This window comes from Chryseobacterium ureilyticum, assembly GCF_900156735.1.
GTDB classification, from domain to species: Bacteria; Bacteroidota; Bacteroidia; order Flavobacteriales; family Weeksellaceae; genus Chryseobacterium; species Chryseobacterium ureilyticum.
The window spans coordinates 316,652-330,811 of sequence record NZ_FTOL01000004.1 but is presented as its reverse complement, the minus strand read 5'-3'; the positions used below and the strand labels follow the sequence as shown (position 1 = coordinate 330,811).

General features: G+C 35.3%; 12 protein-coding genes and 1 pseudogene. 5 read left to right on the top strand and 8 right to left on the bottom strand.

Translation table 11 applies throughout. The annotated features are described in order from the left end of the window. Positions 1-26: 26 nt before the first annotated feature. On the bottom strand, positions 27-977 hold the full coding sequence (locus tag BW983_RS14135; protein WP_076552541.1) for a hypothetical protein: 951 nt from the start codon (positions 975-977) through the stop codon (positions 27-29). Between the two features lie 374 nt (positions 978-1,351). On the opposite strand from BW983_RS14135, the gene BW983_RS14130 reads away from it, so the two are divergent. From BW983_RS14130 to BW983_RS14115, 4 genes are all read left to right on the top strand, one after another. Beyond that, complete coding sequence (locus tag BW983_RS14130; protein ID WP_065393969.1) at positions 1,352-1,696, top strand: Sec-independent protein translocase subunit TatA/TatB; 345 nt, start codon at positions 1,352-1,354, stop codon at positions 1,694-1,696. A gap of 1 nt (position 1,697) precedes the next feature. After that, positions 1,698-2,264: a phosphatase PAP2 family protein gene (locus tag BW983_RS14125; protein ID WP_076552540.1), complete on the top strand. Its 567-nt coding sequence runs from the start codon at positions 1,698-1,700 to the stop codon at positions 2,262-2,264. Then, entirely contained in the window at positions 2,261-3,073 is an 813-nt protein-coding gene (locus tag BW983_RS14120) for a tetratricopeptide repeat protein (RefSeq protein WP_076552539.1), read from the top strand. The genes BW983_RS14125 and BW983_RS14120 overlap by 4 nt, the downstream gene beginning before the upstream one ends. Before the next feature lie 123 nt (positions 3,074-3,196). After that, positions 3,197-3,652 carry a tRNA (cytidine(34)-2'-O)-methyltransferase gene (locus BW983_RS14115; RefSeq protein WP_076552538.1) on the top strand — a complete coding sequence of 152 codons (456 nt, stop codon included), beginning with the start codon at positions 3,197-3,199 and terminating at the stop codon, positions 3,650-3,652. A 78-nt stretch (positions 3,653-3,730) separates the two neighbouring features. Here BW983_RS14115 and BW983_RS14110 read toward each other — a convergent pair whose 3' ends face one another. Next, complete coding sequence (locus BW983_RS14110) at positions 3,731-4,204, bottom strand: 23S rRNA (pseudouridine(1915)-N(3))-methyltransferase RlmH (protein ID WP_076552537.1); 474 nt, start codon at positions 4,202-4,204, stop codon at positions 3,731-3,733. A 134-nt stretch (positions 4,205-4,338) separates the two neighbouring features. On the opposite strand from BW983_RS14110, the gene BW983_RS14105 reads away from it, so the two are divergent. Beyond that, entirely contained in the window at positions 4,339-5,358 is a 1,020-nt protein-coding gene (locus tag BW983_RS14105; protein ID WP_076552536.1) for a YihY/virulence factor BrkB family protein, read from the top strand. Between the two features lie 107 nt (positions 5,359-5,465). On the opposite strand, the gene nhaA is transcribed toward BW983_RS14105, so the two are convergent. From nhaA to BW983_RS14075, 6 genes and pseudogenes are all read right to left on the bottom strand, one after another. Continuing rightward, on the bottom strand, positions 5,466-6,641 hold the full coding sequence (nhaA, locus tag BW983_RS14100) for a Na+/H+ antiporter NhaA (RefSeq protein ID WP_076552535.1): 1,176 nt from the start codon (positions 6,639-6,641) through the stop codon (positions 5,466-5,468). 2 nt (positions 6,642-6,643) lie between these two features. After that, complete coding sequence (locus BW983_RS14095; RefSeq protein ID WP_076552534.1) at positions 6,644-8,854, bottom strand: RelA/SpoT family protein; 2,211 nt, start codon at positions 8,852-8,854, stop codon at positions 6,644-6,646. Positions 8,855-8,960: 106 nt separating this feature from the next. Continuing rightward, positions 8,961-9,326 carry a hypothetical protein gene (locus BW983_RS14090; RefSeq protein WP_076552533.1) on the bottom strand — a complete coding sequence of 122 codons (366 nt, stop codon included), beginning with the start codon at positions 9,324-9,326 and terminating at the stop codon, positions 8,961-8,963. Between the two features lie 458 nt (positions 9,327-9,784). Then, positions 9,785-11,698: pseudogene (gene acs, locus BW983_RS14085) on the bottom strand (acetate--CoA ligase); the annotation flags it as partial. Between the two features lie 168 nt (positions 11,699-11,866). After that, positions 11,867-13,753: an AMP-binding protein gene (locus BW983_RS14080; protein ID WP_076552531.1), complete on the bottom strand. Its 1,887-nt coding sequence runs from the start codon at positions 13,751-13,753 to the stop codon at positions 11,867-11,869. Between the two features lie 46 nt (positions 13,754-13,799). Next, the gene (locus BW983_RS14075) at positions 13,800-14,159 is read right to left on the bottom strand and encodes a response regulator transcription factor (RefSeq protein WP_076552530.1); all 360 of its coding nucleotides are present in this window, start codon (positions 14,157-14,159) and stop codon (positions 13,800-13,802) included. Position 14,160: the final 1 nt, after the last annotated feature.

Here is a 14,160-nt window from a genome sequence, read left to right as displayed (position 1 = left end):
TTAAAAATTTAATATTCTAGAAAAAACTAAGGATAAAGTGATTTTACTCCGTTGTTCACGATATTGCTTCCCAATCCTGAGAAAGAAATAGAAAACTTGCTGGAGTTGAAGCTTAAAGAACCGGTAGGAGTACAAAGTCCTAAAGCATATTGGCATTGTCCGTAAGCACCCGTTCTTTTTGTTATTTTAGTTTCGCTTTTCGCTTTTCCAAGGCTGATATAAGCCCAGTCATTCACATCGGTATTGGAAACAGTAGATCCTGTATAATAAACCGTGATCTGATATCCCATTTCCCCTCTTTTAGAACCCCAAAGCCAGCTTGCAGTCCACCATTGTTTATACCATTTAGAAGCTACTCTTGCAGCTGCCTGCACGGATGTAGAATCTTCCATAGTTCCTCTCGTATCCATGATAACTAATCCTCCAAGAACATTATCCCAAACAATTCCTGAGTCATTATAAAAGCAAAGAGTGGTAAATTTCCCAGTTTTGCTGGTCCAGATAACTTCCATTACATTGGTTCCGGTTTTGATTTCTTCCGTTGCCATTTCCTTTAATCCGTTTTGTGCAAGGGTAAGATCATCGCCAGTGTATACATCACCAATTCTCCCCATTTTTACAGAAGAAGATTCCGTTATATTTCCAGATGCAATAAATTGATCTTTATCTGTAATAAGACTTTTGGAAAGTTCAATTCCTTTTTGAGTAGAGATTTTTCCTATCACATTTACACCAGAAATCTGTAAGTCACTTTTCAAATACTTTTCAAGGCTCTTTTGGGATTCATCCAGTTGAGTCTGTACGGCTCCCGGAACAGCTTGTGAAATAGGCGTTGTTTCTTTTTTCAGATCAGCAGTTGTGATTTTAGCCTGAACGGTTTCTTTTTGAGATAGTTCATCGCTCTCATCACTACAGCTATGGAAGGTAAGTACCGATAATACGGCTAGAATTTTAAAGCCAGTAACAAGTTTTTTCATAATAAATATTTTATTTAGGTTGTGTGTAGTAAATATACTTAATTGCTGAGTAATTCTCAATATTTTGAATTAATTATTTGTTAATTAGTAAGTTTTAAGTGCTAGATATCAGCTTTTAAGAATAGAAATGAAAAGTAAAATGTAAGAAATCTATTAACCAATAATATATAATGTAGTCCTTGATTATCCATCTTCTGAAGGAGTCACAAATATTCTTTGAATTTTTGAAGAAGAGATTAAATATATATCGTCAACTGATTCATATCCATAACTTTGAATCTGTAAAATGTTCTTCTAGAGGTACAAAATCTTAAAATTTGTTTAAATTTTTAGTTTACAGTAAATAAATGTATAATCTTTCGTAATTTTACAGCATGGAATTAAGCATTGGAGAAATGGCATTGATTGCAGTGGCAATCGTTGTATTATTCGGTCCGGATAAATTACCTCAGATAGCGCGTGACTTAGGAGCAGGCGTTAGAAAAATGCGTGGAGCAGTAGAGGATATCAAAACTGAAATCATGAAAGAAACAGATAATCCTGTTTCCGAGATTAAGCGTGAGATTGAAAAGGTGAAGGATGCAGCCAAAGACTTTAATCCAATGAAGGATATTGAAAAAGATATTCTTACAGAGCCTAATAATTCTGTTGCTTCTAATGAACCTCCAAAACCGAAGCCTGTAGACGACGAAACCTACGAAGGACCTGTAAGCAGATAGTATGGAGGAGATTATTCAGGAAGATAAACAGGTATTTCTGTACCTGAACAATTTAGGGGATCCGGCTTTTGATCAGCTGTGGATGTTGATTTCCAGTACATGGATCTGGGTTCCTCTTTACATTATATTCCTTTATTTTTTATACAAAAATTATAAACTAAGATCTTTAGTTTTCATTCTTATATTTATCGCACTTGGAGCAACGGTTTCAGATCAGTTGGCAAGTGTTTTCAAATATGGCGTAGCAAGATTAAGACCTTGTCATGACCCTACCTTGGAGCATTACATGAGAATTGTAAAATGTGGTGGGCAATTCGGATTTTATTCCGCTCATGCTTCCAATACATTCTTTTTAGCTGCCTTTTTAAGTATTGTACTGAAAAGTAAGGTCAAGTGGTTTCCATATGCTATATTTGTTTGGGCTATAGTGGTTTCCTACAGCCGTATATATTTAGGAGTGCATTTCCCGATTGATATTTTGGTGGGGGCGTTTGTTGGATCTTTATTGGGAGTGATATTTGGAGCACTCGCTAAAAAAGTGATCAACAAACAAAATATACCTTCATGAAAAAATCTTTATTACTTTTAGTTTCCGTTGGACTTTCGCTAAACATTTACGCTCAGGATAAAATAAAAGCAGAAGAATGTTTTAAAAAAGCCGATTATAAATGTGCGGAAGAACAATATTCCAAGCTGGCAGAAAAAGAACAGATTCAGAAATTTCAATCCGAATATTACAATAATCTGGGAACAGTTCAAAGAAGATTGGGGAAAACAGCGCTTGCCTTTAAATCTTATGAATCAGCTTTAAAAACAAATCCTTTATCGGCTCCTGTATATGCAAATATTGCCTCATTGCACAGCCAAAAAGGAAATAAAGCAAAAGCACTGGAATATATTGAAAAAGGACTTCAGATTGATGATAAAAATCCAGATTTCTATCTTACCCGTTCCAAAATATATGATAGCCAGGGGAAAAAAGACCTTGCAATTAAAGACCTCAATCAGATTCTGACTTTTGCACCGGATAATGTATTTGCAAAAACGGGATTGGCAAATCTGAAAAAAAATAGCGGTGATCTTGAAGGCGCTTTAAAAGATTATAATCAGCTTATTGCCGAGAAACCGGAATCATTACTGTACAACGGGCGTGCTGATGTTTATCTGAAAATGAAAAAACATAAAGAAGCTCTTACGGATATCAATAAAGCTATATCTATTGATGCAAAGTTTTCCCAATCTTATGTGACGAAAGCTTTGATTTTATTTGATACTGCGAAACCTAAAGAAGCTTGTGAAAATCTGGAGAAAGCAGTAGTATTAGGCTATGAAAAAGCGATACTGGCTGACTATTATTCTAAATGTACCAAGAAATAATATAGATAATGACAGATGGAATTTTACTTCCTTAGCGTCATTATTTTAATCATTCATAAAAGCAGCTGAATGCAACAAATCGTTAACTTTAGCTGTTTTTTTAATTCAGTAAAGTAAATAGACATGTTAAACATTGTTCTTGTAGAACCGGAAATTCCTAATAATACTGGAAATATCGGAAGATTGTGTGTGGGAACCGAGTGTAAGTTGCACTTAATTCATCCGTTTGGATTTGTAATTAATGATAAAAATTTAAAACGTTCCGGATTGGATTATTGGGTACATCTTGATGTCACTGAATATGCCAATGTAGAGGAGTGGGTAAAAAGTATTCCAGATCCGTCGCGCGTTTTCCTGATGAGTTCCCATGCAGAAAAATCTTATCTTGAAAATAATTTTCAGGAGGGAGATTGGTTGGTATTCGGAAAAGAAAGTGTGGGTTTGAGTAAAGAAGTATTAGATCAGTTTGAAAATCATTTAACCATTCCGATGTCTAAACTTATTCGAAGTTTTAATATTGCGAACTCTGTCGCTTTTGTGGTGGGTGAAGCAAAAAGACAAATCAGTTTAAAAAACTAATTTGCCTTTTTTTAAATAAAATTATTCTATTACCATTATCCTGCGATTTTATAATCAATCGGATAGTGGTATTTATTTTTAATCGTTATGATACGGTTTTCCCTGTAAAATCTGATCGGCTCTGTAAAGCTGTTCAACGATAAATAATCTGATCATCTGATGGGTAAATGTCATTTTAGATAGCGACATTTTTTCATTAGCCCTGCTGTACATATCTTCTGAAAAACCATAAGCTCCTCCAATCAGAATGTGTACTTTTTTCACAGAAGAATTCATCCACGTATCTATTTTCTGCGAGAATTCACGGCTGGTAAACTGTTTCCCTTTTTCATCAAGAATTACCACAAGATCATTTTTATCAATGTGATTCATGAATAACTTAGCTTCTTCTTTTTTCAGAAGGTCTGGGGATAGATTTTTAGCATTTTTTACATCAGGAATTTCCGTGATTTCAAAATTCCAGTGCTTGGGAAGACGGTTAAGATAATAATTGATCAAGGATGTAATTTCCTTGTCATCTGTTTTGCCGATACAAAGTAAACTGATTCGCATTGTGAAAAATTTCAGGTGGCAAAGATAAGGGTTTTAAAGTTTAATATTCTCATCCAATCCCTGCTACCTATCATCCGTAACCTGCTGCCTATTTAATTTAATTCCCCTACCTTTGTAAAAAGACAAGCAAATAGATGGGTGTAAAGGTTCCTAATTTTATTTTGAAGATTCAAGATTTTTTTGATGACATTCATATTCCTGTATTGGGAATATCGCTTTGGCAGATGTTTCAGATTTATATTTCCGGAATTTTCAAAGGGAAAATTGGTAGAAAAGCAGCCGCTATTTCATGGAGCTTTACCATAAGTTTATTTCCTTTTATTCTCTTCCTTCTTTCCGTATTGCCTTATATGCCTCACTATGACAAGTTGCAGTTTTATATCTTTGATGTATTGATGCATAATGTATTTCCATCCAATATGGAAGGTGATGTGAGAGGATATATTGAAACCAATATTATCCCGAATATGAAGGGAATCAGTAATCTTACCATTGTATTGGCACTTATATTCGCAACAAATGGTACTTTTTCTTTGATTAATGGATTCAATGAAAATACAGAAGAAAAACTGAGTGATGTAAAGGAGTTTATTCTTTCGTTCTTTATTACTATAGGATTTATTACAATTGTATTTCTGGCGCTATTCGGAATTTATTATTCAGAGGTTGTAATGAAGCTTTTCACACCCGCTTATGACGTTTCATGGTTGGTAGATAACCTTTCCAGTATTATTGGATTTGTATCGTTTCCGTTGTTCTATTTCATTCTTTTGACCTTATTTTATTGGCTGGGTACAGTGAAGATTATCAGATTCAGACAAGCTATTCCAGGTGCTGTACTTACTACGATATTATTTGTACTTACTACCTATATTTTTGCGATTTACGTAAAAGATATTGCCCGTTATAACGTTCTTTATGGATCCATCGGAAGTATGATCCTGTTGATGGTTTGGGTGAATGTTAACGTGTATCTTCTGTTATTTGGAAACGAATTGAATATGGCGATCAGAAAGCTCAGAATAGAGAAGCTGCTTTCAGATGAGATCCAAAAAGAAACGATTGGATACCATACTCAGGTCATAGAACCGGATTTTAACAGTGACAAAGAGCACCAAAGAAAACTTGAAAATAATAAAAAAGATGAGTCTTAATAATAGACTATCTTGTTAAAAAAGTAAATCGGGGAATCAATAAAATTGATTCCCCGACTCTTTATGTTATGATATAAATTACGAATTCTTTGTGTCTCATAAAGTCTTTAATCTTCTTCAGGAATATTTCCTTTTGAGCTTAAACTTAAGATCGTATATCCTAAAACAGCTGCAATAAAAGACGCGATAAGAATAGCAAATTTAGCTTCATCCTGGATAAGTATTTCGCCTTTAAAGGAAAGTAATGCGATGAAAATAGACATAGTAAATCCAATTCCGGCAAGTAAACCTACACCTATCATCTGAGTCCAGTTACTGTTTTGAGGTAATGAACTGAGTTTTAATTTAATGGCAATTAAAGAGAATAGATTAATTCCAACCAGTTTTCCAACAACCAAACCGAAAATAATACCTAATCCTAACGTACTTGTAACTCCAGTTACCATTTCACTTGAAAAAGTAATGTTGGTATTCGTTAAAGCAAAAATAGGCATGATTAAAAAGCTTACAGGAATATGAAGCTGATGCTCCAGTTTTTCCAATGGTGAAATTTCTACATTAGATGCATTGGTCGGAATGGAAAACGCAAGTAAAACACCAGCTATAGTTGCATGAATCCCTGAATGATGCAGGAAGTACCATAAAAATAGCCCTGGAATAATATAAAATATTGTTTTGGTTACTTTTAAAAAGTTTAAAATAAACAGTAGCGCTGTTACTCCAAACGATAATAAAAGATAGGTCCAATGGATCTGATCCGTATAAAATATTGCAATAACAAGAATTGCTCCCAAGTCATCTACAATGGCTAATGCAGCCAGAAATATTTTGATAGAATTAGGAATTTTCTTTCCGAGCATTGAAATAATTGCCAATGAGAAGGCTATATCTGTAGCCATAGGAATTCCCCAGCCATTGCTGTATTCTGTTCCTGCATTGAAAATACTGTAAATAACTGCCGGAACAAGCATTCCGCCGACTGCAGCAAAAATAGGTAAGGAGGCATTCTTAAAAGATGAAAGTTCACCTTCTACAAGCTCTCTTTTGATCTCAAGTCCTACCAAAAGAAAGAAAACAGCCATCAGACCATCATTAATCCAGATGCTGACAGGGTATTCAAGCCCAAACAGATGGGTTCCAACTTCTTTATCCAAAAAGTGCTGAAAGCTTTCTGCGGCTGATGAGTTTGCAATAAGTAATGAAATAAGCACACAGAAAATAAGTATAATTCCTGATGCCTGACTGTTGTTGAAAAAATTTTTAAAATATTGTGATAAATTCATATTTATGATTGTACTCGTCTCACCCTTGAGACTCCATTAATACTTTTAAGTTTTTTAAAGGTTTCTTCTAACTGACCTTTATTCTTAACTTCAAGATTGATGTTTCCGGTGAAAACGCCATTATTGGATTCTATGGACATGCTTTTCATATCCATTCCCATACTTCCACTGATTACTGTGGTAATATCATTGATCATACCCATTCTGTCCAGACCTTCAATTTCAATTTTTACTCTGTTTTTGAAGCTTTCTGCATTTACCCATTTTGCAGGAATGACACGGTAGTCATATTGTGCTCTAAGGTTGATCGCATTCGGGCAGTTATCGCTGTGAACTTTAATTCCGTCAGAAATAGTGATGAATCCGAAGATTTTATCTCCAGGAATTACCGTACAGCATTTTGCATAAGTATAGTTCAGTTTTTCCTCGTCTTTTCCAAAGACGATCATATCGAGATTTTGTTCTTTCGATTCCTCGAATTGAACATTTTTAGATGGGGATTTTCTGAACCTCGAAAGTAAATTGTTGAATACATTCTTACTTTCAATATATTTTCTTAAACTACTTACATCCAGTTCGTTGCTTTGGAATTTTAAAAATAGTTCCTGTGATGATTTTAGATTAAAGAACTTCTGTAATTTATTAATCTCTTCATCATTGAAATTGATTTTCGCATGACGAAGCTTTCTTTGTAGAATTTCTTTTCCTTCTTCTACCAGCTGGTTTTTCTGGGAATTCAGGTAACTTTTAATCTTAGACTTAGCCTTTGAAGTCACAACAAATTCCAGCCAGTCTGATTTAGGTTTTTGATTTTGAGAAGATAAGATATCCACCTGATCTCCATTCTGCAGTACATAAGAAATCGGAACCAATTTTCCATTGATCTTAGCACCTAAACATTTCATTCCCAGATCAGAGTGAACGGAGAAGGCAAAGTCTAAAGCCGTAGCATTGGTTGGCAAAATTTTAATTTCTCCTTTTGGTGTAAATACAAATACCTCTTTTGAATAAAGATTAAGCTTGATATTATCCAAAAGTTCAGACGTAGAAAGATTCTGCTGCTGTTCCAGTACTTCACGGATTTCTGTAACCCATTTTTCAAAATTACGGTCATCGGAACTTTGCTTGTAGCCTTCTTTATATTTGTAATGTGCTGCAACTCCTTTTTCAGCGATCTCATCCATACGTTCTGAACGAATCTGTACTTCAATCCACTTTTTATCAGGACCTAAAACTGTTAAATGCAAACTCTCATATCCTGTAGAACGAGGTTGTGTGATCCAGTCACGCATTCTGGACGGATTACTGTGGTAGACATCGGTAACGATAGAGTAGATCTTCCATGCCAGAAATTTTTCATTTTTAGCATCAGATTTATAAATAATTCTAATCGCGTAGTTGTCAAAAACTTCTTCAAAGGAAACCCCCTGTTTAAGCATTTTCCTGTAAATGGAAGAAATAGCCTTTGCACGACCTTTGATTTTAAAGTTTAATCCTTCCTCACGAAGTCTCTCAGAAACTTCTGTTTTGAATTCTTCGATATATCTTTCACGGCTTTCTTTGGCAAGTTCCAATTTTTCCGTGATCTCATTATAAACTTCAGGATTATTATACTTTAGAGAAAGATCTTCAAGCTCTGATTTGATATTATACAAACCAAGACGGTGAGCCATGGGAGCGTAAATATACACCGTTTCCGAAGCTATTTTCTTCTGCTTATCCGGAGCCATGCTTTCCAGCGTTCTCATATTGTGAAGACGGTCTGCAATCTTGATCAGAATCACTCTGAAATCTTCAGATAATGTAAGCAACAGCTTTCTGTAATTTTCAGACTGAACAGAAATATTCTGATGATTCATGATGGATATCTTTGTCAATCCATTCACGATATTGGCAATTTTCTCTCCGAAGATTTTCTTAAGGTCTTCGTATGTATAATCAGAATCTTCAATGACGTCATGCAAAAGTGCACAGGCAATGGAAGTGGCACCCAAACCAATCTCTGTCGCTACAATTTTTGCTACAGCGATAGGGTGATAGATGTAAGGTTCCCCAGATTTTCTCCTTTGATCTTTATGAGCGTCCAACGCAATGTCAAATGCTTTTCGGATGAGCTTATTATTTTCCTCATCCAAAGTTCTGTATGTGTTAGAAATCAGATCCTTATATCTGGCAAGGATCTCTTTGTTTTCTTGTTCTAAATCGTAACTCATTTGTGCAGATGCCTATATTTAGACGAAAATACGAAAATTTTTACTTTTTTCAAACATAAAAATCCGTAGGGTTACTACGGATTCGGTTATTAGATTTTATATTGATTTAAAATTTTACTTCTGAATTCATACCGTCACTCGACGTTTTAATCTTAATGTCTGGGCTGTTGTGGATTTCCGCCCTGTTTCTGGCATCGATGTACTTTTTAATCGTATCATAATTAGCCTGATCAATGCTCATATTTTCAAATAAATAAGTTTTTATAACAGTATTCTGAGTAAAAATGCTCCGGGCACTGTCTGCCTGAGTACTGTCTTTTACTGCAACGCTAGCCAAGTACTGAGCGTTGTTTGGGTCACTGCTAAGGTATATAATATAATCTGAACTTGGGAATCCTGAGTTTTCCAGATCATTTTCCAATTTTTTGTAATCGCTATGGTGCTCAAATAGCCCAGCTAATATATTTGACATAATTAATGGGTTTTAAAGTTCTGATTAAAGTTAATAATAATTTTCTTATTTTTTTAGTATTTATCCAATAAAATTTATCTATTAATATTTCATCTATAATATAATGTTAAAATGTTTGAGGATGTCTATTGAACGAGTGTTTAAATTTGTTAATTAAATAATTTCTCTGATACAGTTACGTTTTATCAGTTGTCTGTAATGAAAGCAAAATGAAGGTTTTTGATGTTGATTAACTCTACTTTTATAACTTGACTAAATTAATCCTCACACCGACTTAGCGAATAGAGCCGATTTTAATTACTGCTAGATTGACTCTTACTTTTTTATAATTTTCGTTGTATTTCTTTGTGTTTATTTTCCAATTATTTTAGATAAAAAAACATTTATGAAGTATGAGCTAATAAAATAAGACCGTTTCATAATTGAAACGGTCTTATTATTTAATATTTGTTATTTAATTAAATTCTTTCGTTTTTAATTTCCTCTACAATTTCCGGGTTCAATAATGTGCTGATGTCTCCAAAATTACTGAAATCTCCTTCTGCAATTTTTCTCAGAATTCTACGCATAATTTTTCCTGAACGTGTCTTCGGAAGCCCTGAAACGAAATGTATCTTGTCAAGTTTTGCAATAGGACCAATCTGATCGGAAATCAATTGATTGATCTCTTTCTTAAGGTTGTCTTTGTCACGGCTTTCTCCGGTTTCTTTAAGCATTACATAACCATACAAAGCATTTCCTTTAATGTCATGCGGATATCCTACGATTGCAGATTCTGCTACAGCAGGGTGTTGGTTGATACTGTCTTCAATAGGTGCGGTTCCTAAATTGTGTCCAGAAACAATAATTACATCATCCACACGTCCGGTAATTCTGTAATAACCCACCTCATCTCTTAAAGCTCCGTCACCTGTAAAATACTTACCTGGAAAGGCTGTGAAATAAGTTTCTTTATATCTCTGATGATCACCCCAGATTGTTCTTGCAATTCCTGGCCATGGAAAACGAATACATAGGTTTCCAGTTACCTGATTTCCTGTAATTTCATTGCGTTTATCATCCATTAAAACAGGCTGAATTCCAGGTAAAGGTAATGTCGCATAAGTTGGTTTTGTAGGGGTAACAAACGGAAGAGGAGAGATCATAATTCCTCCGGTTTCAGTTTGCCACCAAGTATCTACAATTGGGCATTTTTTCTTTCCAACATGATCATTAAACCAGTGCCATGCCTCATCATTGATAGGTTCTCCTACAGATCCGATGACCTTCAGTGAACTCAGATCGTGCTTGTCTACCCATTCTGCACTTTCTTTTGCTAAAGAACGTATTGCGGTTGGAGCAGTATAGAATTGAGTAATTTTATGTTTTTCAATAACTTCCCAGAAACGATCCGGCTCAGGATAAGTAGGTACACCTTCGAAGATTACTGTGGTAGCACCATTCAACAATGGACCGTAAAGAATGTAGGAGTGTCCTGTGATCCATCCAATGTCCGCAGTACACCAGTAAATATCATTTTCTTTATAATTGAATACGTTTTTAAAGGTATATGCGGTGTAAACCATGTATCCGGCACAGGTGTGAAGCATTCCTTTTGGTTTTCCTGTAGAGCCTGAAGTATAAAGGATGAAAAGAGGATCTTCAGAATCCATGATTACGGTAACGAAATCCGGGGATGCTTTTTCGTAAAGGTCGGCTAGCCAGTAGTCTCTTCCTTCTTTCATTTTAATTTCGTTGTGAGTTCTCTTTACAACAAGAACTTTTTCAACGGTTGGTGTTTTTTCTAAAGCTTCATCAACAATACTTTTTAAGTCTAAAACTTTGCTTCCTCTGTAACTTCCATCTGAAGTAATAACCATTTTAGCTTCACAGTCATTAACTCTTGAAGAAACGGCAGAAGCGGAGAATCCTGCAAAAATAACGGAATGTACAGCTCCTAATTTGGCACAGGCAAGCATGGTAACTGCCAGTTCAGGGATCATAGGAAGATAAATACAGACTCTGTCTCCTTTTTCGATTCCCATGTCGCGTAAAATATTGGCTGTTTTGTTGACACGAGTGTATAATTCGTTGTAGGAAATGTGTTGTGCTTCTTCTTTCGGATCGTTCGGTTCCCAAATGATAGCTGTTTTTTCTCCTCTTATGGTAAGGTGTCTGTCAATGCAGTTTTTGGTAATGTTAAGTTTGGCGTTTTTGAACCAGGTGATCTTTGCTTCATTCATGTCATACTTAACGACTTTGCTCCATCTCTGGTACCACACGAAGTTTTGATCTGCTACCTTATCCCAGAATTTCTTTGGATTTTTGATAGATTTTTTATATTCTTCAAAATAATGTGGTAAATCTTCTATTAAGTAATTTCTCATATCCTTTTTCGTTTTTTTGAAATTTGAATTATATTGTTAATTTGTTTAATCTTTTGCTTGAATTTAATTTTCAGATATCATCTTATCTGTGTAAGAAATAATAGGTCTTAAAATTTTAAAATGGTAATTTTTAACGCTCAGAAATGATACTTAAATATATGTTTAATTTTTTGGTTAAGCCCTATATTCCTTGATTTTTCCCTGAATTTCTTCAATGATTTTCTCATCATCAATAGTGGAAGGAATCTGAAAATCTTTACCATCTAATAATGTTCTGATAAGCTTACGAAGTATCTTTCCTGATCTTGTTTTGGGTAAACGTTTGACAACCATTGCACTTTTAAGAAAAGCTACAGCACCTATTTTTTCACGAACCATTTGAATAATGTCCTTTTCAACATCGGCTTCCGAAATGGTGGTGCCGTTTTTTAAAACAACCGTTGCGAAAGGTACTTGTCCTTTAAGTTCATCATCAATGCCTACAACGGCACATTCTGCAACATCGGGATGTGATGAAACAATTTCTTCCATCTCAGAAGTGGAAAGTCTGTGTCCGGCAACATTGATGACGTCATCCACACGTCCTGTAATGAAAATATAGCCGTCTTCATCTTGTATAGCGCCATCTCCGGAGAAATAATATCCATTGTATTGGGATAAGTAACTTTTTTCAAAACGATTATAATCTTTCCATATTCCAAGTAAAGCACCTGGAGGAAGAGGAAGTTTGATCACTAAATAGCCTTCATGATGTGGATCGAGTTCCAGTCCGTTTTCGTCAAAGATTTTAATGTCATATCCCGGAATTGGTTTTCCGGCAGAAGCTCTTTTGATGTTATAATTTTCATCAAAGGTTAACAACCCCAGCATGGGTGATCCTGATTCTGTCTGCCACCAGTGATCAATAGCAGGAACTCCGATATGCTCTGCAAACCAATCCAAGGTGGCAACATCACATCGTTCACCTGCTAAAAATTGCTTTTTAAAATAGGAAAGATCATATTTTTTAACCCATTCTCCGTTTGGATCTTCTTTTTTTATTGCTCTTATTGCAGTAGGAGCGGTAAACATTGCCGAAACTTTATATTCTGAGATGATTCTCCAGAAAGTTCCCGCATCCGGTGTCATAATAGGTTTTCCTTCAAATATTATAGTTGTATTTCTATTGAGTAAAGGTCCGTAGACAGAATAACTGTGCCCGACTGCCCATCCAAAATCAGAAGCCGCCCAATAAGTTTCACCGGGTTCAATACCATACATATACTTCATAGAGAATTTTAAAGCGGTTGCGTAGCCACCTGTATCACGAACGATGCCTTTGGGTTTTCCGGTAGTTCCGGAAGTGTAAAGTAAATAGAGCGGGTGAGTGGATTCTACAGGCACACAGTCTGCAGATTCAGATTTTTGAACCAGTTCTTCATAATCGATAAGCCCTTCAAACATTTCATGCTGATTATCTACCAGTTTTCTATTGTAAACAATGATGTTGTCTACTTTATCCTGCGCCAGTTCAATAGCTTTTTCTACTAATGGAAGGTAAGGGATTCTTTTGGCGATTTCTATTCCTGCTGTTGCGGTGATTAAAACTTTAGGTTTACAATCATCAATTCTTACCACCAATTCATGAGGTGCAAAACCTCCGAAAACCACATTATGAATAGCCCCAATTCTTGCACAGGCGAGCATAGCAAAAAGCGTCTGTGGAATCATCGGCATATAAATAATAGCCGTATCTCCTTTTTTCAATCCTAAAGAAGACAATCCTCCTGCAAACTTTGAAATTTCTTCTTTTGCCTGATGGAATGTATAGGTTTTCTTTTGGTTGGTTACCGGAGAATCATACACGATGGCAATTTGATCACCAAATCCGTCTTCAATATGTTTGTCGATACATAAATAGCACATATTGAGCTTTCCGTCGGAAAACCATTGAGGGTAATCATTGTCATCTTTTGAAAGGATCTGTTGTGGAAACTCAAACCAGTGTATTGCTTCAGCCTGTTCCTTCCAGAAATTTTCTTTGTCTTCTATGCTTTGTTTAAATAAAGTATCGGTTTTCATGTCAATAATTGTGTATTTGGAGTGGTTGTTACCCTTGTATTTTCATCTAAAACAGCTCTTCAATCTGCTGCATCAGTTTTTTTATTGAATAAGGTTTGGTTACATAAGCATCGGCGCCCATTTCCATTCCTTTTTCAATATCTCTGGGGTTGTTTTTAGCACTCAGGAAAATTACCTTAGTATCTTTTAGTTTATTGTCTTGTATGATGATGTCCAAAGTGCTGTATCCATCCAGATTGGGCATCATGATATCAAGAAGTATGACATCGGGAATCATGGTTTTTAAGAACTCAAGAACTTCCGTTCCGTCACGGGCAATGAAAACATCATAACCGTTTTTCCTGAAGCTATATTCCAGCGACATTAATATTTTATGCTCATCATCTGCAATAATTATCTTTTTCATA